The following is a 22,097-nucleotide window of genomic DNA, read 5'->3' on the forward strand; positions in this document are numbered from 1 at the left end:
GATTACCGCGCCGTCATGCGGTCTTCGACACGCCCCAGAAGAACGGCAGCGGCCCCTTAGCGATACCGGAGACGTTCTTGCGCCAGGCCGTATAGGTCAGGAAGAAGCCGGTCGGCGCATACACGACGTCCTCGAGCGCTGCGCGATTGAGACGACCGACCGCAGCCTTCTCGTCGTCGAGACTCTTGGCATCGAACCAGTTCGTGACTTCCTTTTCCACGTTCGGGCTCGTCGGCCAGCCGAACCAGGCCTTTTCGCCATTGGCGCGGATGGCAGTGTAGGCGGAGGGATTGATGCAGTCCGCTCCGGCGTGCCAGGAGTGAAACATCTGCCAACCGCCCTGGCCCGGAGGGGTCTTCTGGGCGCGGCGGGAGCCGACCGTACCCCAATCGGTGGCGACGAAGTCGACATTCATGCCGAGGCGCTTCAACAGATCTGCCGTGACATCGCCTTGTGCCTTGGTGACCGGTTGATCCTGCGCCACGACGCATGTCACTGGCTGGCCGGCATAGCCGCTCTCGGCCAGAAGCTTCTTGGCCGCATCGAAATCGCGCTTGCCCTTCAGGATCTCTCCGCCCTCCTCGGTGTAAAGCGGCGTATCCGGCGTGAAGAAGCCCGGCAACGTCTTCCATAGCGCGGTGTCGTCGCCGACCACCGCACGCATGTAGTCTTCCTGGCTGAGTGCCATCAGCACGGCCCGCCGCGCCTTCACATTGTTGAATGGCGGATGCAAATGGTTCATCCGGAACGAACCGATATTGCCAAGGGGATCAGCGATGTCGACGCCGATGTTGCGGTTCCTCTTGAGCGTCGGCACCAGATCGGAGATCGGATTCTCCCACCAATCGACCTCGCCATTCTGCAGCGCGGCCGCCGCGGTGGCGGGATCCGGAATCACCACCCATTCGACGCGGTCGACCAGCATCTGCTTGCCGCCGGCAAGCCAGGACGCCTTCTCCTGCCGCGGCACGTAGCCGTCGAACTTCTCGAACACTGCCTTGGCGCCGGGCACCCACTCGCCCTTGACGAATTTCATTGGCCCGGAGCCGACATAGTCGCCGATCTGCTTGAACGGATCGGTCTGCGCCAAGCGCTCCGGCATGATGAAAGAGCAAGGCGAGTTGTTCTTGCCCAGCGCCAGCAGCATCTTGGGATAGGGCTGCTTCAGCGACCATTTGAAGGTCCTGTCGTCGACGGCCGTTAACTCGTTCTGGATTGCCTTGAGCATCAGCCCCATGGGATCGCGCGCCGACCAGCGCGTCAGGCTCGCTACGACATCCTTGCTCAGCACCGGCTCGCCGTCGTGGAACTTCAGCCCCGGCCGAAGCTTGAAGGTCCAGACCAACCCATCATCGGACACCTGCTCGGACTCGACCATCTGACGTTGCGGCTGCAGTTTGGCGTCGACGCCGTAGAGCGTGTCCCACACCATCGCAGCGGCATTGCGCACCACATACTGGGTCCCCCAGATCGGATCGAAATTGGCAAGGTTGGCCTGCGGCACGAAGCGCAAGGTACGCGCCGCAGCGCCCTGGGATAGAGCCGGCATCGAAAGGCCGCCCGTCGCCGCCAGGCTGCCCACCCCGGCCAATCCCTTCAACACAGTCCTGCGATCCATCATGCTCTCCCAGTCTGGCGTTGTTGTGGTTCCGCCCGTTTCAATGGCCGAGGGTTCGGCGCAAAGGAGGTGAAGAAGTGAGGTGAAAGGGGCCGGTCAAACCGATTGTGATCTGTCCCTGTTTTCTTGCAAGTGATGTGCCAGTGCGTCCTGCTCATTCCGTCGCCGGGCCCTCGCCCAGCATGAAGCAGAATGCCTTTTCAAGCGATCATATTTTTGAGCGATTATGTCCATTTATGGCTAGCTCTGGCCCGCGAGCTCCCTGAACTTCTCCGACGGTTTCGGGTGCCACCAGCGACCGCCAATGACGACACCTTCCGACACGATCTTGCGGTCGCCGATCAGATGCTCGCCGATGACGTCGACATAGTCAAACTGGCCTTGCGCGATCGAGATCAAGGTGGCGTCTCCGGCGCTGCCCGGCTTGAGGCTGCCAAGTTCGGGACGCCGCAGCGCCATCGCGGCATTGACGGTTGAAGCGGCAACCACGTCCGGGAGCGGCATTCCCATGCACAGGAACTTGGACATGGTCGTTACCTGATCGAAAGCTGGGCCGTCGATGCACAGCAGATGGACATCCGAAGAGATGGTGTCGGGATAGAAACCGTTGGCGAGCATCGCCCGTGCAGTCTTGAAGGCGAAGGAGCCCTTGCCGTGGCCGATGTCGAACAACACGCCGCGTTCGCGCGCCTCCAGCACCGCCCTTTTGACCGTGCCCTGGGCCGTGGCCGGCGTATTGGGAAACGGCCGGAATGCATGGGTGAGAACGTCGCCCGGACGCAGCCGCGCGAGCACCTCCTCGTAGCTCGGCGGCGGATGGTCGATATGCGCCATCAGCGGCATGCCGACCTGTTCGGCGACCTCAAGCGCGATGTCGAGCGGCACGATCCCCGAGGTACCGGAGGCGTGGAGACCGACCCGCACCTTGATTCCGACAATGAGATCACGGTTTTGATCCGCCACCGTGGCGGCGTCGATCGGATTCATCAGCCGGAGCTCTTCGCTCTCGCCGACCATAACCCGATGCGAGAAGCCAAAAATGCCGGCGTGCGAAACGTGCAGATAAGCGAGAATGCGGACCTGGCTCGGCTCGATCACATGCTTGCGGAAACCTGCGAAATTCCCCGGGCCGGCGCTGCCGGTATCGACCGCCGTGGTGACGCCCGACGTACGGCAGAATTCTTCGGCGTCGATGCCGAGCGAAGTGCCGCCCCAATAAACATGGGTGTGCAGATCGATCAGACCCGGCGTGACGATGTAACCCGACACGTCGCGCACATCGGTGCCGGGATCGGCCCTGAGCTCGCTTCCTACCATCGCCACCTTGCCGCCGGCGAAGGCGACATCCGTCACCGCGTCGAGTTTTTGCGATGGGTCAATCACCCGGCCGCCGCGCAGGATCAAATCGAAAGGCATGTGATCTCCTCAAAACACTGTGAAAGCTTTATCAGCCCTCAACCCCAAAGACTCCGTCGATCAGATTGAGGCCGAGCAGAAACTCTGAACTGAGATGGGTGCGCGTCAGCGGTTCGACGACAATGCCGCGCGCCAGCAACGCGGCCTCGCTGCGTCGCGCTTCGACCGCCTGCCCGATCGTGACAGCCGCGAATCTGAACACCGCTCCCGGTCGCGCCTGCGCCAGCCGGCCAAGATCGGGACCGATGATGGTGGCAATCTTCGGATAACCGCCAGTGGACTGGCGATCGGCCATCAGAACGATCGGACGGCCGTCTCCCGGCACCTGGATCGCTCCCATGGCGATCCCGTCGGACACGATGTTGTAGCCACGCGCGTGCGTCAGTTGGGGTCCGTCCAGGTAATACGCCATCCGATCGACCTTGGCGGAGACGGTCCAGGGCCCGGCGAGAAAGGCGGATATCTGGTCGTCGGCGAAAAAGTCGTGTTGGGGGCCGAGGACCACGCGAATGGTGTCGAGGGGACGGTCGAGCCACGGCGCTACGATGGCGCTGATCGATGGCTGCGACGAACCGGACCGCTCGATGCCGAGACGATCGCCCACCGCAAGCGCGCGACCGTTCAGGCCGCCGAAGCCGGTGCGCGTGTGGGTGGCGTGAGAGCCCAGCACCTTTGGCACGGCAAAGCGGCCCGCCACCGCCAGATAGCACCAGGAGCCGCGACCGCCGGCGCGAACTTTTAACACCGCGCCTTCTTCCAGGTTGAGAACCACCGCCGGCGGCAATGGCCTGCCGTCGAGGTTGAGCGAGAATTCGCCGCCGGCGACGGCGACACGGAGCGCTCCGGATTCGGCGGTCACTTCTAACCCACCGACGGATACTTCGATCGCCGTTGCGCCCGCAGAATTGCCGACCGCAAGGTTCGCCGTGGCATGCGCCAGCGGATCCATCGGCCCTGCAGCGGTGACACCAAAGCGCAGGTAGCCGTGCCGGCCGGCGTCCTGCAGCGTCGCACCCGGCCCGCCCGACAGGATGCGAAGGATCGCCTCCGAAGCGTCAGCCCTCATGTGGCACGCTTGCGGGCAACGATTTCGCCGCCCCCGGCGCGTTGCGCCAGATCGCGAAATGTCGAAAGATCGATCGGTTCGAACCGCACGAGATCGCCGGCCCGGATCAGAAAGGCATCTTGGCGTTCCGCGGCATAGAGACGCTCCGGCGTTTGGCCGATGACATACCATCCGGTCGGCATCACGAACGGCACAACGGTGCCAAGACCACCTCCGATCGACACCGCACCGGCCGGATGCGGCGGTCTTGGTGTCGCGCGGCGCGAGATCTTTAGCTGCTCGGGTACGCCGCCGAGATAGATTTGGCCAGGCGTGAAACCACACATATAGACGCGATACGTCGCCTTCGTATGCAAGGCGACAGCGTCATCCCGCGTGAAGCCGAGAATCTGGGCAGCCTCGTCGAGATCCTCGGCCAGCGCGGGATCGTAGCAACAAGGCAACGTCCAAATGGTGCCCTCGCCCCGCCATTCGGCAAGACCCGTCATGAGACGGCGCACAATGGCAACCAGCGTTTCCCTGTCGATCCCAAGCGGATCATAGTGAAGCATCAGCGAGCGATAGGTCGGCACGAATTCACGCGTTCCTGCCGGAGGATCGGCACGCAAGGCCGCGTCGAGGGCGAGCACCCTGTCGTTAATCACGGGATCAACGGTGTCACCGAATTCGACGACGAGGGCGGCTTCCCCCGCGTCGAGAAAGCGCGGATCGATCGGCAGTGTCATGCGGCCATCGGCTTGAACGGCTTCAGCGTAACACCGGCCTTTTCCAATCGCTCGCGCACGAGGCTGGCGGTCGCAACCGCATGATCGGAATCGCCATGAACGCAGATCGAACGGATCGGCGTCGGCAAATGCTTGCCGCTTGCGGTGATCACCGCTCCGGCCTGCACCATCGCGAGCACGCGCGCGGCAGCTTCTTCCGCGCCTTCGATCATTGCGCCGGGCTGGCCGCGCGGGATCAATTGCCCGGTTTCGGTGTAACCGCGGTCGGCATAGATCTCCTGATGGATTTCAAGACCCGCGGCTTCACCGGCCGCGACCAACTCCGTGACGGCGATGGCCAGCAATGCCAGATTGGGGTCGACCGCCCGAACCGCCCGCGCTACCGCGTCCGCGACGTCTCGTTCCTCGCAGGCGATGTTGCCGAGCGCGCCGTGGGTCTTCACATAGGTGATGCGATGACCGGCGTAAGCCGCAAGCGCCATGGCCGCCCCGATCTGGTAGGCGATGAGCCGCTCGATCTCGCCGTTCGAGAACGGCAGACGGCGGCGACCAAAACCCCACAGATCCGGAAACCCGGGATGGGCGCCGACCACGACGCCGCGCTGACGCGCAATGGCAAACGTCCGCGCCATCACTTCGGGATCGCCGGCATGAAGCCCGCAGGCCACGTTGGCCGAGGTGACAATGGAGAGCATGGCCTCGTCATCACCACAGCGATAAGTCCCAAAACCTTCGCCGAGATCGGAATTGAGATCGACTGACGGCATGGTGGTCTCCTGGCGTTGTCCGCGAACGAAGAGCACCTTCGCTGCGAAACACGATATCGTAAAGTCGGGAGGCATCGACCGATGGCGATATCTGCCCTGCAATGCTGCCGGGGCATAAAAACAGGCATCGCGGCACCGCACCCAAAAGGTTAACAGGCCGGAAAGGCCTCCGTGGCGCGTTCTGACCGCCGTTGTATTCGGCCGAAACTTGATTATATTGCTATCTCAGCTGCAACCGCTGCTGATTTTAACGTTGGCGTGACTGGGCCCGTCTTAATCTAGGCGGGCCGTCGCCGTTTCAGGGTTCGTAGCGATGACTCGTTCCAATCGGGTTGACCATATTCGCATCACCTCGCACCCGGCACCGGGTGCCAAACTCAACTTCCCCATCACCTGGGGTGCTGCCAGCGCGCGTGAACGCGGACCAATCATCGGCACCGTGTCGCGCCCGCAGGACCGCAACGTCATCGGCACCCATGGCGGCTCCTATTCAGTCTATCGGGCACTGGCCGTTTCCTCCGGTGCGCTCGACCCGATCCGGCGTCCGGATCTTACCAACACCCACCCCGCCGAGATCATCGGGCCGTTTCCGCAATGGTCGGATCCGCAGAAAATCGTTTCGCTGGATCCGTGGGGGCATCTCGCCGCCGAAAATTTTGCAACCGAAATCGCCGAGGGCATCGATATCCGCCCCAGCATTGCCATCACGCGGGCGCGTCTCGATCTGCCCGAGTTGCAGGACGCGATCAAAGCCGGACGGCTCAAGCACGACGGCGAATTCGTGCACAAGAATGGCAGCGTCTCCGTGGTCAAGATCGCGATCGACCCGGTCTGGTATCTGCCGGGCCTGGCGGAACGCTTCGCGACCACCGAAAACAATCTGCGGCGGCAATTGTTCGAGCAGACCGCCGGCATGTTTCCCGAGCTGGTGACACGACCCGATCTGCAGGTTTTTCTGCCGCCGATCGGCGGCACCACGGCCTATCTGTTTGGTAACGTCAGCAAGCTGCCGGACCACCGCACCAGGATCACCTGCCGCGTGCATGACGAGTGCAACGGCTCTGACGTGTTCGGTTCGGATATCTGCACCTGTCGCCCGTACCTCATTCACGGCATCGAGGAATGCGCGCGCGCTGGCCAGACCGGCGGTCTCGGCATCATCATCTACAATCGCAAGGAAGGCCGCGCGCTCGGCGAGGTGACAAAATTTCTGGTCTATAACGCGCGCAAGCGTCAGGAAGGCGGCGATGCCGCGGCGCAGTATTTCGAGCGCACCGAATGCGTCGCCGGCGTGCAGGACGCCCGGTTCCAGCAATTGATGCCGGATGTGGTGCATTGGCTCGGCCTGAAGCGGATTGACCGCTTCGTATCCATGAGCGACATGAAGCACGATGCGCTGACCGGCCAGGGCATCGAAATCGTCGAGCGTGTGCCCATCCCCGACGACATGATCCCGGCCGACGCGCATGTGGAAATCGCGGCAAAGAAAGCCGCCGGCTACTACACGCCCGAGCCGCAGGAAAGTCCGGACAATCCGGTCGGCCGCCCGCTCGAAAAATATTGAGGACGGCAGTGTCCCCTGCAAACCCGGAGACGTCGGCTGCATTGTCATTGCTGAACGCCGGCGCGGTCCGTGAGCGGGCGCATCGCATGCTCGCAATCGGCCTTGACGACAAGCTGCCGAATTTCCGTGTTCACCTCGATCGCATGGACAGCGCCGTCGATTTGGTGCTGGAGACCACGCGCAAGGCCTATCCCTCCTTCGACGTTCCCTTTCATTCGCGCTGGCGGCACTTCGTCACCGATGGGGACAATCGCTGGGCCGATATCGCCGGCCGAACCAAATGGCCCGGTCGGGCGGCCCGCGCCCGGGCCGAATTCGATCTGGCGATCGTCAGCGTCTTCCTCGATGCCGGCGCCGGGCCGGCATGGCGCTACCACGATCCGAAAACCGGATCTGACATCGGCCGTTCGGAAGGATTGGGGCTCGCCAGTCTTGCGATGTTCGCGGGCGGCGCTTTCTCCGCCGATCCGCAGGAGCCGCTGCGCGCCGATGGCGAGATCCTTGCACATCTGGCCGTCGCCGATCTCGAGCGTGGCATGCAGGTCTCGGATACCAATCCGCTGGTCGGAATGGACGGTCGCGCGGAGCTATTGCGCCGGCTGGGCCGGCTGGTGACCTCGAAGCCGGATGTGTTCGGCAGCCAGGACACGCCGCGCCCCGGCGTCCTGTTCGATCGATTGGCGAAGCTCGCCTACGGCGGAAAGCTTCCCGCGCCAACCATTCTTGCGGAGTTGCTGCAACAGCTCGGCCCAATCTGGCCATCGCGGCTGACGCTGGGCGGAATCCCGCTCGGCGACTGCTGGAAGCATCCAGCATTGACGACAGCGGATGCGACAAACGGACTTGTGCCGCTGCACAAGCTCTCGCAATGGCTGGCTTACTCCCTGATCGAGCCGCTGCAAACGGCCGGCATCACCGTGACCGATATCGATGGCCTCACCGGCCTTGCGGAGTATCGCAATGGCGGACTGTTCGTCGATATCGGCGTGCTCGCGTTTCGCGATCCGGAATCCGCGCAAAGGGAACACGAGGTCGCGTCACCGCTGGTCGTGGAATGGCGTGCGCTGACGGTAGCGCTGCTTGACCGCGTCGCCGATCGCTTGCGGCATCGGCTCGGGCTCGATGCCACCTCGATGCCATTGGCAAAAATTCTCGAGGGTGGCACCTGGGCGGCAGGCCGATTGCTGGCGCGCGAACGCCGCGCCGACGCTTCGCCGCCGGTGAAAATTATCAGCGACGGCACTGTTTTCTAGATTTGGGATTAGCAACATGGACGGCGTCACGATCGTTAGTCACCCGCTGGTACAGCACAAGCTGACGCTATTGCGGAGAAAAGACATTTCGACCAAGTCGTTTCGCGAACTCCTCAAGGAGATCGGGATGCTGATTTGCTATGAGGTCACGCGTGACCTGCCGCTGGCCGACGTCGAAATCGAAACGCCACTCGCACACATGAAGTCGCCGCAGATCGCGGGCAAGAAGCTGGTGTTCGCGCCGGTACTGCGTGCCGGGGTCACCTTTGCGGAAGGCATGCTCGATCTGGTACCGACCGCGCGTATCGCGCATATCGGTCTTTACCGCGAACCGGAAACCTTCGTTGCCGTTGAATATTTCTTCAAGGCCCCGAGCGATCTGCATGAGCGGCTGGTGATCGTGATCTCACCGGTACTGGCAACGGCGAACTCCGCCGTCGCCGCGATCGACCGGCTGAAAGAGCGCGGCGCCAACGACATCAGACTGGTGTGCCTGATCGGCGCACCGGAAGGCGTCGAGCGCGTGCGCGGCATTCACCCGGACGTTCCGATCTGGCTCGCCGCGATCGACCAGGGGCTAGACGAAAACGCCTACATTGTGCCCGGTCTCGGCGATGCCGGTGACCGTGCCTATGGCACCAAATAGGCTGATAACCGGAAGCTACGCGGCATCGGCCAACAGGGTCCGGACGATCGGATGATTCCGGTCGGCCAGGCCGTCGATGACGTTGAAATGGTGGCGGCCGGGTTCTTCGACCGTGCAGGTCTGCGCGCCGAGCCCGGTCCAGATGTTGGCAAGCAGGGCGTTCTGGCGGACGAATTCCGGGCGCTCCGCGCTGCCGACCCAGCAGGTCACCCGGGCACCGGGCAAAGGCCGCAACAGCGCGGGGCTTTCGGTTTGCGCTTCGGCGGCGTCGATCCGCAGCTCGGCATTCATCGCGGTCTTCAGCATCGGGCGAAGGTCATGGACGCCCGAGATCGAGACGGTATTGCGGATGCGCGCGCGGGCGACCTCCGACAGCGGCGAAGTCGCCGAAATCATGCGCGTGACCAGATGACCACCGGCGGAGTGGCCCGTCAGGAAAATCGGGCCTTCCACCATCGCGGCCGCCTGCACGATCGCGGCGGCAATTTCGCGCGTAATATCGGCCACGCGAACCGCCGGACAAAGCGTGTAGGAAGGCATCGCCACGGCATAGCCGCTTTCGACGGCGCCGCGCGCGAGGTGTGACCAAAAGCTCTTGTCGAGGGCGCGCCAGAACCCGCCATGGACGAAAACGACGAGGCCCTTTGGTTCGCCCTCGGGACGGAACAGATCGAAGCGGTTTCGCGGCCGCTCGCCGTAGCTGATATCAAGCGTCGCGCGGCCACGCCCCCCTAGTTCATCGCGATAGGTTTGGGCGGGTTGCACCCAGGCCGCCGGCCAGCGTTCGCCACCGGGGATGTTGGGGCCATTGGCGTAGGCGTCGTTCCAGTCGGAAATCTGGTGAAAGATCATGCGGGTCGGTTTCCGTTTGGTCTTGAGTAGCCGGAAGAGGCGCCTACGATCAGGATTCAGTTCGACGACATCTACTCACATCGGCCGCCCGCAGGACAAGTCCAAAAGTACTTTAGACATATAACTTATGGGCTTGAAACAATTCGCCGCCATGCGAGTATCCGCCGCCTGCGAACGAGGCCAATGATGACCGATTTCACGCGAACGCGATCCCTGTTCCATATGCCTGATGGCGTCATCTATCTCGACGGCAACTCGCTCGGTCCCCTGCCCGTCGCGGCGACCGATCGCGTCCGCGGCATGATGACCGAAGAATGGGGAAAACAGCTCATCAGGGGCTGGAACAGCGCCGGCTGGATGGCTCAGCCGCGCCGCATCGGCGACCGTGTCGGCCGGCTGATCGGCGCGCCCGAGGGCACTGTGGTGATCGGCGACACCCTGTCGATCAAGGTCTATCAGGCGCTTGCCGCCGCGCTCGAACTCAATTCCAGCAGGCGGGTGATCCTGTCCGACAACGGCAACTTTCCAACCGATCTCTACATGGCAGAGGGTCTGCTCAGATCGCTCGACCGGGGATACCAGCTCAAGATCGTCTCCCCCGAGGAAGTCGAAGACGCCATCGACGGGGCGATTGCGGTGCTGATGCTGACCGAGGTCGACTATCGCACCGGCCGCCTGCACGACATGAAGGCACTGACGCAGAAAGCGCACGCCGCCGGCGCATTGACGGTCTGGGACCTCGCCCATTCCGCGGGCGCCATTCCGGTCGACGTGTCAGGCGCCAAAGCCGATTTTGCGGTCGGCTGCACTTACAAATATCTCAATGGCGGTCCCGGCGCGCCGGCCTTCATCTATGTCGCACCTGACCATGCCGACACGGCGCGGCCGGCGCTTTCCGGATGGCTGGGGCATCAGGCGCCGTTTGCCTTCGATCTTGATTACCGGGCCGGCGCCGGCATCGAACGGATGCGGGTTGGAACGCCTCCCGTCATTGCGATGGCCGCGCTCGACGCCGCGCTCGATGTCTGGGAGGGCGTCAGCATGAGCGAGGTCCACAAGGCGTCGATCGCGCTGGCCGATCTGTTCATCCGCGAAGTCGAAGCCCGTTGTCCAGAGTTGACGCTAGCCTCGCCACGGGACGGCAACAAACGCGGCAGCCAGGTGTCGTTTCGCCACGCCAACGGCTACGCGATCATGCAGGCGCTGATCGCGCGCGGCGTGATCGGCGATTTTCGGGCTCCCGATGTGATACGCTTCGGCTTTACGTCGCTCTACATCGGCGAGGCCGAGGTTCGCGCGGCGGTCGATGCGATCGAGGATGTCGTGAACAATCGCCGCTGGGATGCCGCGGAGTATCGCAAAATGGCTGTCGTGACATGACTGAGAAACCCATGACCGAAAAGCCTTTGGACCCCTCCGGCGAGGGCGCCCAGATGTCGTTCGACGGGCGGATGTCCTACAGCGACTATCTGCATCTGGAACGCGTGTTGGACGCGCAGGAACCGCTTTCGGATGCGCATGACGAACTTCTGTTCATCATCCAGCATCAGACCTCCGAACTCTGGATGAAGCTGGCGATCCACGAGATCCGCTCCGCCATCAAGGCGATCCACAACGACGAGCTTCAGCACGCCTTCAAGGTGCTGTCGCGCATCGCCCGAATCTTCGAACAACTCACCGGTGCCTGGGACGTTTTGCGGACGATGACGCCGAGCGAGTATACCGAATTTCGCGGTCAGCTCGGTCAATCGTCGGGCTTCCAGTCGTACCAGTACCGCGCGATCGAATTCCTCGCCGGCAACCGCAATGTTGCGATGCTCGGTCCTCATGCCCACCGCGGCGACATCGTCGCGAAGCTGGAAGAAATTCTCGGCGAACCCAGTCTCTATGACGAAGCGTTGCTTCTGCTGGCGCGCAACGGCTTCGACATCGGCGAAGATGCGCAACGAACGGATTGGCGCACGACGCGGACCGCGAATGACAAGGTGCTGGCTGCCTGGAAGACCGTCTACGCATCTCCCGACAAACACTGGATGCTGTACGAGCTGGCCGAAAAGCTGGTCGATTTCGAAGACTACTTCCGCCGCTGGCGCTTCAACCACGTCACGACAGTCGAGCGCGTTATCGGCCTGAAGCGCGGAACCGGCGGCACGTCGGGCGTATCCTATTTGCGCAAGATGCTCGAGGTCGAACTTTTCCCGGAACTTTGGAAAGTGAGAACGGAGCTCTAGGGACGCCATCGCGGCCAGGCCCGCAGGCCTCCCGTCATCCTGAGGTGCGCGCTCTTGCGCGCCTCGAAGGATGAACGCGGCCCGTGGCCCATCCTTGGAGGCTCGCCCAGCGGTGCAAGTGCACCGCAAGGCTCGCACCTCAGGATGACGATCGCACTAATCCAAATCTCATCCAGTTCCTACCCCAGCTTCGGATGCGTCATGAATTCCTCGATGATCTCGGCGGGCGGCTTGACGAATTCTCCGGCACGGCTGACGCCGAGGCCGGTGAGACGGCGAAGTTTGACCGCCATTTCCGCCATCTTCACCACGATCGGGATGCCGTTGATAACGGGCGCGCCGTCGATCGCGTGATTGCGGAGCGCGGCAAACAGCAGCATCGGGATGCCACCGCCCGGGATCAGCACTTCGACGCCCTTGGCCACCAGTGGCCGCGCCTGTTCGGCGAACAGCTCTTCGACCTCACGCGCCAGCGCTTCCGATTCATAGGCCTTCAGGATCTGTCCGGGCTCGAACGTCATGGCGTGGGTGCCCGCAACCCGGCGTTCCAGTCCGTATTTGGTGATCTGGTGGTGAAACCAGGGAATGTAGCGCGGATTGATCGTGATGATGCCGCTGCGCTGCCCGAGCTGGCAGCCATGGAGCATTGACGATTCGCCGAGTGCGAGAACCGGAATATCGACCACGGAGCGCGCTTCGTAGAGACCGGCGTCCTGGAAGTGGCCGATCACGAAGGCATCGTATCCCTCGCGTTCAGCCCGCACGGCATTGCAGATCACTTCCCGCGCGCAACGAAATTCGACGATCGCGTGGGCATAGGAATCGTGCGGCGTAATGCCCTTGATGTCGATCGTCGTACCCGGCTCGACGATGTCATCGAGATGTTTGCGCAAACGATCCCAGTAGGTCTTGCCGTTCTCGTAGTCGACGTAGCTCTGATACCAGATGCGGATCGGCTTCATGGCAGGCGTCTCCTTCCGCGCGCGTCCCTAAGGACGACGCGGCGTTTGATGAATGCGGCGCGATCGTCGGGGCCGTGGCTCAGGCCAGCAGCTTCCACGCCCCCTTCTCGAGCGTGACGATGACCCGTGCGCGTTCGTCGACACCGGAATTGTCGTTCTGGGTATAGTTGTAGACGCCATGCGAGCCCACCACGTCCTTGGTGCGGTAGAGCTCATCGCGCAGCGCCGCGCGGAAGGCGGGCGTGCCGGGCGGTGTCGTTGCTAGCGCGCGCTTGGCCGCGGCGGCGAAGACCAGCCAGCCGTCGAAGGAATAGGCCGAGAAGGCATCGGTCGAGGCGACGTTGTTGGCTTTGAGGTGTGCGGCGCGGAATTCCAGGCCGACCTTCTTCACCGGATTGCTGTCGGGCAATTGTTCGGCGACGATCACCGGCCCGGTTGGCGCCAGAACGCCTTCGACCGCTGCGCCGCCGACCCGGATGAAGTCAGGGTTGATCAGGGCATGCGTGCCATAGATCGGGCCGCGAAAACCGCGCTCGCGCAGCGCCAAAAACGGCAGCGCCCCCGGCGTTCCCGAACCGCCGGTCATGACGGCATCGGGTTGGGCGGCGATGATCTTGAGCGTTTGCGCGGTCACCGTGGTATCGGGACGCGCATAGCGCTCGTCTGTCAGGATCTTGATGCCAATGGGCGCGGCCGTCTTGGACAGCGCGTTGTAGACAAGATCGCCCCAGGCGTCGCTGAAGCCGATATAGCCGAGGCTCTTGATGCCGGCTTTTTGCATTTGCGCAACCACGGCCGCGACCATCAACGGCGGCGGTTGCGGAATCGAAATCGCCCAGAAGCCGCCGTCGCCCTTGCCCGCTGTCGGCGGAAGCGGCGAGATGGAAACGAACGGCACCTTCTGCTCGCCGGCGACCGCCGCCATCGCAACCGATCCGGGCAGGCCTGATGTCCCGATCAACAGATCGACCTTTTCTTCTTCGACAAGCTTGCGGGCGTTTCGGGTTGACGCCGACGGATCTCCGCCATCGTCCATCTGGACCAGCCGGATCTTATGACCTTCGATCGTGTCGAGGTAAGCCATGGCGGCGGCAATGCCCCTTGAATAGGGAATGCCGATGGAGGCGCCCGGTCCGGTCTGCCCCGTCACGAAACCAACGGAGATGGGAGCGGATTGCGCCCGAAGGATCGCGGGAGCCGCGACGAAACCGGAGAGTGCTGCACCGCCGATGAGAACGTTTCGGCGCGAAATCATCTGTCTGCTCATCGTCGCTACCTCCTGTTGGGCCGCCGGTCAGTCGACGGGGGCCGGGCTACTGAAGAAGTGAGAGACCGGAGCGATGGCAGGCCGCCGGCGGCATGGCCGCCGGTTCATCCCCGCGTCGTGGCTTGATTTATTGTTCACAGCCGCGCCATCCGCCATTCCGGACAAAAATTGTTTTAGACATAAAATATAAAAGCGTGCAGTATGGCCTCAGTCAAGAGGCAATTCACATGATCAACTTACCGATTAAAGTTGCAATTCATGCCTTATGGCCGAAGGCCGAGGGTGTCGCCGATCTGGCTCGAAAGGATCGTGCTGGCCTGATCGTAGAGTCCGGTCATCACGTGCAGGATCGAGGTCGCCTGCTGCAAAGCGTCCTGGGTACCGGACATGCTGCCGACCAGACGCACCAGGGTGTCGCGCCGGTGCTGCAGATAAGCGTCGACGATCGCACGACCGGACTCGGTCGGCACGTAAGTGGTGTTGCGGCGCGAGGCGCCATTGCTCGCTTTCTCGATAAAACCCAGCGAAAGCAGCTTTTTCAGTCCGTATTGCAGATTGGCAAGATCATCGCGATGCAGAAGCCGCGCCACATCGCTCAGGCCCTTCGGCGTGCCATTCAGATGAAGCACGTGCAGGATCGAGGCCTCGGTGCCGCCCAGCGCGTTCGTTGGCATGGCGCCCAGACAGTCGCGCCGCCAGCGCGCGAACGCCGAACCGAAGTGCCAGGCGGCATATTCGAACGCATTCACGGTCTGCTCGATCGGCGAAATCTCGGCGACCGGCTCGGTGACCACTGCCGCTATTTGCGCCGAAACTGCTTGTTTTTTGGCCACAGAATGCCTCCTCAAATATCAATTTCAAACGGCAATTTAATTTATTAACCTGACTAATCAAGGTGCTGGATCGCATGACGACTGAAATCGCCATCATTCTGCTGCTCGATGGGATCGCCAATGGCGCCATCTATCTGCTGGCTGGCCTCGGCCTCGTGCTGATCTTTTCGGTTACCCGCGTCGTGTTCGTGCCGTTCGGCGATATCACGGCGTTTTGCGTGCTTTCGATCGCCGCGTTCGAACTTGGCCGGGTGCCGGGCACGATCTGGGTGGTCGCGATCCTGGCCGTCATCGCAACCGTTGTCGATGCCGCCGGTCATTACCGATCCGGCGAACACGCGCGGATTCCACGTTCAATTTTCTTGTATGGCCTGCTGCCGCTTATTCCCTGCGTGCTGGCCTGGGTCGCCGCATCCTACGCCCTGCCCCAAGTGGTGCAGATCGTCCTTGCGCTGGTGCTCGTGCTGCCGATCGCGCCGCTGCTCGACCGCATTGCGTTCCGGCCCGCCGCCGATGCTTCCGTGCTGGTCCTGCTCATCATCGCGCTGGCCGTCCATTTCGCGATCAGCGGACTGGGCCTGATGGCCTTCGGCGCCGAGGGTTTCCGCATTCGGCCATTGGTCAATGGCATCTACAGCTTTGGCGGCGTCATCGTATCGGCGCAGGTCTTGCTGATGCTGGTCACCGCCGCCCTGCTCAGCCTGCTGTTCTTCCTGTTCTTCGAGCGCTCGATGTCGGGCCGGGCGCTGCGCGCGACCGCGGTCAACCGCATCGGCGCGCGGCTCGTCGGTATCCGGCCGGCACGTACCGGTACGATCGCCTATTTCATCGCCTCGCTGCTTGCCGGCGTCTCCGCCATCCTGATCGGCCCGACCACGACGATCTATTACGATTCCGGTTTCATGATCGGGCTGAAAGCCTTTATCGGCGCCATCATCGGCGGCTTCACCAGCTATCCGATCGCAGCGCTCGGCGCCGTGTTCGTCGGCATCATGGAAAGCTTCGCCTCGTTCTGGAGCAGCTCCTACAAGGAAGTGATCGTGTTCGGCCTCTTGATCCCGGTGCTGCTCTGGCAGTCCTGGAAGTCGGCCGGGCATGCCGATGAAGAAGGCGAGGAAATGGAAATGCCCGATGCGATCGCGCTGAGCGCGCCGCTTCGCATCGGCCTGATCAGCGCCACCGTCGTCGCCCTGCTGATCGCCCCTGCACTGCTCGGCAGCTTCGCCATTACGCTCCTCAACTATATCGGCATCTCCGCGCTGGTCGCGCTCGGGCTGGTGTTGCTGACCGGCATCGGCGGCATGACGTCTTTCGGGCAAGCCGCCTTTGTCGGCATCGCGGCCTATGCGACGGCCTGGGCGACCGTGACGCTCGATTTGTCGCCGTGGCTAGGATTGCTGCTGGCGCTGGCAATGACCGGGCTTGCGGCGCTGGCGATCGGCGCGCTGACGCTGCGGCTCGGCGGGCATTTTCTCTCGCTCAGCACGATCGCCTGGGGCATCTCGATCTATTTCCTGTTCGGCAATGTCCCGGGCCTCGGGCAGAACACCGGCATGGCCGGCATCCCACCGATCACCATCGCCTCGATCTCACTGATTTCCTCGCAAGCGATCTTCTATCTGATCTGGCTGATGGTCGGGCTCGCCATGCTCGCGAGTGCCAACCTGCTCAATTCCCGCGAGGGCCGTGCAATCCGAAGCCTTCGTGGCGGCGGCGTTCTGCTGGCAAGCATGGGCGTCAACATCTTTCGAATCCGCCTTGTCACCTTCGTGATCGCGGCGCTGCTCGCCGGGCTGGCCGGCTGGCTCTATGCGCACATGAACCGGTTCATCAGCCCGGCCCCGTTCGACGTCAAACCCGGCATCGAGTATCTGCTGATGGCGATGGCGGGCGGTGCCGGCCATATCGCGGGCGCGGTTGCCGGTTCCGCCTTGATCACGCTGCTCAAGAACTGGTTGCAGGATGTGCTGCCGCTGGTGACGAAGAACCCGGCGCAATTCGAGATCATCGCTTTCAGCATCCTCCTTGTCCTGCTGCTGCAGAATGCCCGCGGCGGCCTCATTGCGTTCATCGCCAAACGCCTGCCCAAGGGCACGCGCCCGCCGCCCGCGGCCGCCGAGGCGATGCCGCGCCGCGCACTGCCGGAAAATGGCACGCTGATTCTGAACGTCGAGAACGCCGTGAGGACGTTCGGCGGACTGACCGCCGTCAACAAGGTCAGTTTTGATCTCAAGGCCGGCGAGATCCTCGGCCTGATTGGTCCGAACGGCGCCGGCAAGAGCACGATGTTCAACCTGTTGACCGGCGCGTTGCAGGCCAACGCCGGCCGGATCAGTTTCCTGGGCCAGGACATCACGTATCGTCCGCAGATGGAAATCGCGCGCATGGGCATCGCGCGCACATTCCAGCATGTGAAGCTCCGGCCGAACATGAGCCTGATCGACAACGTCGCGCTCGGCGCCTATGCGCGCACCGCGACCGGCTTCCTGAAGAGCGCGCTTCGCCTCGATCGCACTGAGGAGCGGCGGACGCTGCACGAGGCCCAGCGCCAATTGCAGCGCGTCGGCCTCGGCGACAAATCCTACGAACTCGCCGGCAACCTTCCGCTCGGCGGCCAGCGTATCCTGGAAGTCGCCCGCGCGCTGGCGGCCGATCCCGTGCTGGTGGTGCTGGACGAGCCGGCCGCAGGCCTGCGACCGCCCGAGAAAGAGGCGCTGGCCAAGGTGTTGCGCCAGATTCGCGACGAAGGCGTCACGATCCTGACCGTCGAGCATGACATGGATTTCGTCATGGGGCTGGTCGACCGGTTGGTGGTCATGGAGTTCGGCTGCAAACTGGTCGAGGGAAATCCGGCAGCGGTTCGCGCCGATCCGAAGGTGCAGGAAGCCTATCTCGGAGGCGTATTATGAGCGCGATGCTTGAGATTTCAGATCTTCATGTCGCTTACGGCAAGGTCGAAGCCGTGCGCGGCGTGTCGCTGTCACTGCAGAGAGGCCAGATCGTCACGGTGATCGGGCCGAACGGCGCGGGCAAGACTACCCTCCTTGCAGCCACCATTGGCCTGCTGCCATCGCGCGGCCGGCTCATCTTCGAAGGCCAGGATCTGTTGAAGCTCGACGTCGAGGCGCGCGTCGAGCACGGCTTCTGCCTGGTGCCCGAGACGCGGGAGTTGTTTGGAGAGTTGACGGTCTACGACAATCTCGTGCTCGGGGCCTACCCGCGCCGTTCGGATCGTGCCTTCGTCGCCCGCGCGCTCGACGAGACCTATGGGCGTTTCCCGCGCCTCGCCGAACGGCGCGCGCAACGTGCCGACACGCTGTCCGGCGGCGAGCGCCAGATGCTCGCGCTTGGCCGCGCGCTGATGTCGGCGCCGCGGCTCCTGATGCTCGACGAGCCCAGCCTCGGCCTCGCGCCGCTGATCGTGCGTGACATCCTGCGCATCGTATCCGGTCTGCGCGATGCCGGGGTCTCGATCCTGCTGGTCGAGCAGAATGCGAAGGCGGCACTCGAAATCGCCGACTACGGCTATGTGCTGGAAACCGGCGAGATCGTGCTCGACGGTGAAGCCGCCAGCCTGCTCGGCGATGCCCGCGTGCAGGCAACTTATCTTGGCGGAGGGCATTGACCGCCATGGCAAACCGCATCGCAAGTTACGACGGGGTCGCCGTCGCGGTCCCCGTCACCGTGCCCTATGAGCGTTTCTCCATCCGTGGCGCGCACTGGTTCATCGCCCGCGCGCTCAAGGCCCTGGTCGATGGCGCCGGGATTTCCAAGGACGAAATCGACGGCCTGTGCGTGGGGAGTTTTACATTGGCGCCCGACAGCGCCGTCGGCCTGACCCAGCATCTCGGCCTCTCGCCGCGCTGGCTCGATCACGTGCCGATGGGCGGCGCTTCCGGCATTGTCAGCCTCCGTCGCGCCGCGCGTGCCGTTCAGGCGGGTGACGCCGAGATCGTCGCCTGCATCGCCGGCGACACCAACCACGTCGACAGTTTCCGGCTCAGCACCGCGACCTTCAGCATGTTCGCGCAGGATGCGGTCTATCCCTATGGCGCAGGCGGACCGAACACCAGTTTTGCCTTCCTCACCGCCTATTACATGCGCACCTATGGCGCGAAGCCTGCGGATTTCGGCAAGCTCTGCGTCGCGCAGCGCTCGAACGCGTTGCAATTTCCGCATGCGCTGTTCAAGAAGCCGCTGACGCTGGACGAGTATCTTAACGCCCGGCCGGTGGCCGACCCGCTTCGGCTGTTCGATTGCGTGATGCCTTGCGCCGGCGCCGAAGCATTTCTTGTCATGAGCGAGGACCGCGCACGGCGCCTCGGATTGCCGCACGCGCGGCTGCGAGGTGCCATCGAACGGCACAATGCCTTCCCTGACGATCCCGTGCAGCACCGCGGCGGCTGGGCAATGGACCGCGATCGCCTGTACGAAAGCGCAGGCGTCGGGCCTCAAGACATCGACCTGCTCGAGGCCTATGACGATTATCCTGTCATCTGCGTGCTACAGATCGAGGATCTAGGATTCTGCGGCAAGGGCGAAGGGCCCGACTTCATTCGGCGCAACACGTTCGAGGCGAACGGCAGCTTTCCCTTCAACACCTCGGGTGGCCAATTATCTGTCGGCCAGGCCGGGGCCGCCGGCGGCACGCTCGGGATCGTCGAAGCGCTCCGGCAGGTCACGGGACAGCCGCTCGGCGCGAAGGTCGATAACGCCCGTCATGCGCTCGTCTCCGGATTCGGCATGATCAACTTCGACCGGGGACTATGCACCGGCGCCGCCATTCTCGCCGCAACATGATTGGAACTTGATGATGAGTGAAACAATCAAACGGCCGAAGCGCAAGAATCCAATTCTAAAGACGCGCGCGCCGACGCTGCCGCCGGATCGCCGCAGCCGCATTGCGCTCGGCCTCGTTCGCGGCGCAGCCCTTGGCAACCTCGAACTGCAATGCTGCGCGGCCTGCGCCGCCGTGCAATATCCGCCGCGCGAGGCCTGCGTTCGCTGCCTGTCGGCCGAACTCGAATGGACCGTGATGAGCGGACGCGGCGAACTCGTCAGCGAGACCACGTTGCATCATTCCCAGGAATTGTTTTTTCGCGAACGCATGCCCTGGCGGCTTGGACTGGTCCGTCTGGCCGAAGGTGTCAGCCTCGTCGTCCATCTCGACGCGCGCTGCGGCCCGGCGCCGTCGCCGGTCATCGTGGAGGCCGTGCTCGACCGCGCCGGCCAGGCCGCGCTTGTCGCCAAGCCGGATGGCGGCAATACCGCACTTGCCGACGAGCCAAAACTGCGCAACTTCACGTCGGATCCAAGATTCCGCAAAGTGCTGGTCACCGACGCCAAATCGCCGGTCGGCCAAGCCGTCGTGAAAGCAGTGCTCGAAGCCGGCGCCGATCTCGTCTGGGCCGGCCATTGCGAACCCTGGAAGAACCCGCCGGGCTGGCCCGCGATCGCCGAACTGCCCAAGGTGACGCTGGTCCCCCTCGATGTCACCGACACCAAATCGGTCAATGAACTTGCCGCCGAACTCGGCTTCAAGGTCGATATCGTGATCAACACATCAGAGCATCATCGCACGTTTGGCATTTTCGGCCGCGCCGGTGTCGAAACCGCACGGGCGGAGATGGAGACTAATTGCTTCGGCCTGTTGCGGCTGGCCCAGGCGTTCGGTCCGGTGATGCAGTCACGCGGCGCCGATGGCGAAACCAGCGCGGTGGCCTGGGTCAATCTGCTGTCGATCTATGCGCTGTCCAATTTTCCGCAGCACGCGACCTATTCGGCATCGATGGCCGCGGCCCTTTCGGTGGCGCAGGCGCTGCGCGCCGAAATGCGCACCGCCGGCATCAGGGTCGTCAACATCTTTCCGGGACCAATCGACGACGAATGGAATCAACTGCTGCTGCCGCCAAAATTGGCGCCATCAGCAGTCGCCCGCGCCATCGTCGGCGCGCTCAAGGGATCGGTCGAGGACGTCTATCCCGGCGACATCGCGCAGGACTGGCTCGCCCGTTTCCGCGACAATCCCAAAGCACTGGAACGGGAGCTTGGCCGATGAAATCGAACGATCCAGCGCCCGGCCCTGAAATCCTGGCGGACTTCACCGCAGCACTCGCGACCGGCGCGATTCGCATCATCGATCTCACGCAGACGTTGGGTCCGGATTTTCCGAGCATCGTGATGCCGCCCGAAATAGGCCAAAGCCGCGCCTTCCGCATGGAAGAGATTTCGCGGTACGACGAACGCGGCGGCGCCTGGTACTGGAATAATCTGTCCTTTGGCGAACATACTGGCACGCATTTCGACGCCCCGATCCACTGGGTCTCGGGCCGCGACCTTCCCAACAGCTCTACCGATACAATCCCGGTTGCCGATTTCATTGCGCCCGCCGTGGTGATCGACTGCTCGAAGGAATCCGCACAGGATGCCGACTTCCTGCTGACGCCGGATTTCATCAAGGCCTGGGAAGCTGTGCACGGCAAAATCCCGCCGCGATGCTGGGTGCTGATGCGCACCGACTGGTCGAAGAAGAGCGATCCGGCGGCCTATCAGAATTTCGACGAGACCGGGCAGCACACGCCCGGCCCCGATCCCGACGCCGTGCGCTTTCTGCTCAACGAGCGCGATGTTCTCGGCTTCGGCACCGAAACCATCGGCACCGACGCGGGCCAGGCGGCGCATTTCCTGCCACCCTATCCGTGCCACTACTACATGCACGGTGCCGGACGCTATGGTCTGCAATGCCTGACCAATCTCGACCTGCTGCCGCCAACAGGAGCCTCGCTGATCGCGCCGCCGCTGAAGATCCAGCAGGGCAGCGGCAGCCCATTGCGCGTGCTGGCGCTGGTGCCTTCAAATCCTGCGGGAGCGCCCCGCCCATGAGCCTCCGTGCGCCTG

Annotated in this window: 19 protein-coding genes and 1 pseudogene; 11 read left to right on the plus strand and 9 right to left on the minus strand. The window is 63.3% G+C overall.

Translation table 11 applies throughout. From position 1 onward, the window contains the following. Positions 1-13: 13 nt before the first annotated feature. The 5 genes from JQ574_RS01330 to JQ574_RS01350 all read right to left on the minus strand — a co-directional run bounded on the left by JQ574_RS01330 (position 14) and on the right by JQ574_RS01350 (position 5,592). Complete coding sequence (locus JQ574_RS01330) at positions 14-1,618, minus strand: ABC transporter substrate-binding protein (RefSeq protein WP_212205796.1); 1,605 nt, start codon at positions 1,616-1,618, stop codon at positions 14-16. A 240-nt stretch (positions 1,619-1,858) separates the two neighbouring features. Further along, positions 1,859-3,034 (minus strand): amidohydrolase/deacetylase family metallohydrolase, encoded by a 1,176-nt coding sequence (locus JQ574_RS01335; RefSeq protein ID WP_212205794.1) that lies wholly within the window; start codon positions 3,032-3,034, stop codon positions 1,859-1,861. A gap of 31 nt (positions 3,035-3,065) precedes the next feature. Further along, the gene (locus JQ574_RS01340) at positions 3,066-4,100 is read right to left on the minus strand and encodes a biotin-dependent carboxyltransferase family protein (protein WP_212205792.1); all 1,035 of its coding nucleotides are present in this window, start codon (positions 4,098-4,100) and stop codon (positions 3,066-3,068) included. After that, positions 4,097-4,825, minus strand: a complete 729-nt coding sequence (locus JQ574_RS01345) for an allophanate hydrolase subunit 1 (protein WP_212205790.1) — start codon at positions 4,823-4,825, stop codon at positions 4,097-4,099. Before JQ574_RS01345 ends, JQ574_RS01340 begins: the two co-directional genes overlap by 4 nt. Next, positions 4,822-5,592: a LamB/YcsF family protein gene (locus tag JQ574_RS01350; protein ID WP_212205788.1), complete on the minus strand. Its 771-nt coding sequence runs from the start codon at positions 5,590-5,592 to the stop codon at positions 4,822-4,824. Before JQ574_RS01350 ends, JQ574_RS01345 begins: the two co-directional genes overlap by 4 nt. A 313-nt stretch (positions 5,593-5,905) precedes the next feature. Between JQ574_RS01350 and JQ574_RS01355 the strand changes: the two genes are divergently transcribed. The 3 genes from JQ574_RS01355 to upp are packed head-to-tail and all read left to right on the plus strand — an operon-like array spanning position 5,906 to position 9,055. Further along, positions 5,906-7,156 (plus strand): GTP cyclohydrolase II, encoded by a 1,251-nt coding sequence (locus tag JQ574_RS01355; protein ID WP_212205786.1) that lies wholly within the window; start codon positions 5,906-5,908, stop codon positions 7,154-7,156. A gap of 8 nt (positions 7,157-7,164) precedes the next feature. Further along, complete coding sequence (locus tag JQ574_RS01360) at positions 7,165-8,409, plus strand: URC4/urg3 family protein (protein WP_312014642.1); 1,245 nt, start codon at positions 7,165-7,167, stop codon at positions 8,407-8,409. A 16-nt stretch (positions 8,410-8,425) separates the two neighbouring features. Then, complete coding sequence (gene upp, locus JQ574_RS01365; protein ID WP_212205784.1) at positions 8,426-9,055, plus strand: uracil phosphoribosyltransferase; 630 nt, start codon at positions 8,426-8,428, stop codon at positions 9,053-9,055. Between the two features lie 15 nt (positions 9,056-9,070). Here the strand turns inward: upp and JQ574_RS01370 are convergent, their stop codons facing one another. After that, on the minus strand, positions 9,071-9,907 hold the full coding sequence (locus JQ574_RS01370) for an alpha/beta hydrolase (RefSeq protein WP_212205782.1): 837 nt from the start codon (positions 9,905-9,907) through the stop codon (positions 9,071-9,073). Between the two features lie 186 nt (positions 9,908-10,093). Between JQ574_RS01370 and kynU the strand changes: the two genes are divergently transcribed. Next, entirely contained in the window at positions 10,094-11,287 is a 1,194-nt protein-coding gene (kynU, locus tag JQ574_RS01375; RefSeq protein WP_212206000.1) for a kynureninase, read from the plus strand. A gap of 11 nt (positions 11,288-11,298) precedes the next feature. Beyond that, on the plus strand, positions 11,299-12,138 hold the full coding sequence (gene kynA, locus JQ574_RS01380; RefSeq protein ID WP_212205993.1) for a tryptophan 2,3-dioxygenase: 840 nt from the start codon (positions 11,299-11,301) through the stop codon (positions 12,136-12,138). A gap of 179 nt (positions 12,139-12,317) precedes the next feature. Here the strand turns inward: kynA and JQ574_RS01385 are convergent, their stop codons facing one another. The 3 genes from JQ574_RS01385 to JQ574_RS01395 all read right to left on the minus strand — a co-directional run bounded on the left by JQ574_RS01385 (position 12,318) and on the right by JQ574_RS01395 (position 15,200). After that, positions 12,318-13,100 carry an aspartate/glutamate racemase family protein gene (locus JQ574_RS01385; protein WP_249119012.1) on the minus strand — a complete coding sequence of 261 codons (783 nt, stop codon included), beginning with the start codon at positions 13,098-13,100 and terminating at the stop codon, positions 12,318-12,320. 79 nt (positions 13,101-13,179) lie between these two features. Next, positions 13,180-14,367, minus strand: coding sequence for an ABC transporter substrate-binding protein (locus JQ574_RS01390; RefSeq protein WP_249119013.1), 1,188 nt, complete (start codon positions 14,365-14,367; stop codon positions 13,180-13,182). Between the two features lie 263 nt (positions 14,368-14,630). Continuing rightward, positions 14,631-15,200 carry a winged helix DNA-binding protein gene (locus JQ574_RS01395; RefSeq protein WP_212205780.1) on the minus strand — a complete coding sequence of 190 codons (570 nt, stop codon included), beginning with the start codon at positions 15,198-15,200 and terminating at the stop codon, positions 14,631-14,633. Between the two features lie 74 nt (positions 15,201-15,274). Between JQ574_RS01395 and JQ574_RS35820 the strand changes: the two are divergent. The 6 genes and pseudogenes from JQ574_RS35820 to JQ574_RS01425 all read left to right on the plus strand — a co-directional run. Then, positions 15,275-16,252, plus strand: a pseudogene (locus JQ574_RS35820) (branched-chain amino acid ABC transporter permease); the annotation flags it as partial. 72 nt (positions 16,253-16,324) lie between these two features. Further along, positions 16,325-18,109: an ABC transporter permease subunit gene (locus JQ574_RS35825; RefSeq protein WP_212205982.1), complete on the plus strand. Its 1,785-nt coding sequence runs from the start codon at positions 16,325-16,327 to the stop codon at positions 18,107-18,109. Further along, a complete protein-coding gene (locus JQ574_RS01410; RefSeq protein ID WP_212205778.1) occupies positions 18,106-18,825 on the plus strand; it encodes an ABC transporter ATP-binding protein in 720 nt (239 codons plus the stop codon). Before JQ574_RS35825 ends, JQ574_RS01410 begins: the two co-directional genes overlap by 4 nt. Positions 18,826-18,830: 5 nt before the next feature. After that, complete coding sequence (locus tag JQ574_RS01415) at positions 18,831-20,000, plus strand: thiolase family protein (RefSeq protein WP_212205776.1); 1,170 nt, start codon at positions 18,831-18,833, stop codon at positions 19,998-20,000. Positions 20,001-20,010: 10 nt separating this feature from the next. Next, entirely contained in the window at positions 20,011-21,258 is a 1,248-nt protein-coding gene (locus JQ574_RS01420) for an SDR family NAD(P)-dependent oxidoreductase (protein WP_249119015.1), read from the plus strand. Then, a complete protein-coding gene (locus JQ574_RS01425; RefSeq protein ID WP_212205772.1) occupies positions 21,255-22,082 on the plus strand; it encodes a cyclase family protein in 828 nt (275 codons plus the stop codon). The genes JQ574_RS01420 and JQ574_RS01425 overlap by 4 nt, the downstream gene beginning before the upstream one ends. The last annotated feature ends 15 nt before the right edge of the window (positions 22,083-22,097 follow it).

Origin of the sequence: Bradyrhizobium sp. AUGA SZCCT0158, from assembly GCF_018130065.1 — a bacterium.
Classification (GTDB): domain Bacteria; phylum Pseudomonadota; class Alphaproteobacteria; order Rhizobiales; family Xanthobacteraceae; genus Bradyrhizobium.

Bases quoted from the DNA above. Each gene is read 5' to 3' on its own strand.
- JQ574_RS01330 (WP_212205796.1), bottom strand. From the start codon at position 1,618: ATGGATCGCAGGACTGTGTTGAAGGGATTGGCCGGGGTGGGCAGCCTG.
- JQ574_RS01335 (WP_212205794.1), bottom strand. From the start codon at position 3,034: ATGCCTTTCGATTTGATCCTGCGCGGCGGCCGGGTGATTGACCCATCG.
- JQ574_RS01340 (WP_212205792.1), bottom strand. From the start codon at position 4,100: ATGAGGGCTGACGCTTCGGAGGCGATCCTTCGCATCCTGTCGGGCGGG.
- JQ574_RS01345 (WP_212205790.1), bottom strand. From the start codon at position 4,825: ATGACACTGCCGATCGATCCGCGCTTTCTCGACGCGGGGGAAGCCGCC.
- JQ574_RS01350 (WP_212205788.1), bottom strand. From the start codon at position 5,592: ATGCCGTCAGTCGATCTCAATTCCGATCTCGGCGAAGGTTTTGGGACT.
- JQ574_RS01355 (WP_212205786.1), top strand. From the start codon at position 5,906: ATGACTCGTTCCAATCGGGTTGACCATATTCGCATCACCTCGCACCCG.
- upp (WP_212205784.1), top strand. From the start codon at position 8,426: ATGGACGGCGTCACGATCGTTAGTCACCCGCTGGTACAGCACAAGCTG.
- JQ574_RS01370 (WP_212205782.1), bottom strand. From the start codon at position 9,907: ATGATCTTTCACCAGATTTCCGACTGGAACGACGCCTACGCCAATGGC.
- kynU (WP_212206000.1), top strand. From the start codon at position 10,094: ATGACCGATTTCACGCGAACGCGATCCCTGTTCCATATGCCTGATGGC.
- kynA (WP_212205993.1), top strand. From the start codon at position 11,299: ATGACCGAAAAGCCTTTGGACCCCTCCGGCGAGGGCGCCCAGATGTCG.
- JQ574_RS01385 (WP_249119012.1), bottom strand. From the start codon at position 13,100: ATGAAGCCGATCCGCATCTGGTATCAGAGCTACGTCGACTACGAGAAC.
- JQ574_RS01390 (WP_249119013.1), bottom strand. From the start codon at position 14,367: ATGAGCAGACAGATGATTTCGCGCCGAAACGTTCTCATCGGCGGTGCA.
- JQ574_RS35825 (WP_212205982.1), top strand. From the start codon at position 16,325: ATGCCCGATGCGATCGCGCTGAGCGCGCCGCTTCGCATCGGCCTGATC.
- JQ574_RS01410 (WP_212205778.1), top strand. From the start codon at position 18,106: ATGAGCGCGATGCTTGAGATTTCAGATCTTCATGTCGCTTACGGCAAG.
- JQ574_RS01415 (WP_212205776.1), top strand. From the start codon at position 18,831: ATGGCAAACCGCATCGCAAGTTACGACGGGGTCGCCGTCGCGGTCCCC.
- JQ574_RS01420 (WP_249119015.1), top strand. From the start codon at position 20,011: ATGATGAGTGAAACAATCAAACGGCCGAAGCGCAAGAATCCAATTCTA.
- JQ574_RS01425 (WP_212205772.1), top strand. From the start codon at position 21,255: ATGAAATCGAACGATCCAGCGCCCGGCCCTGAAATCCTGGCGGACTTC.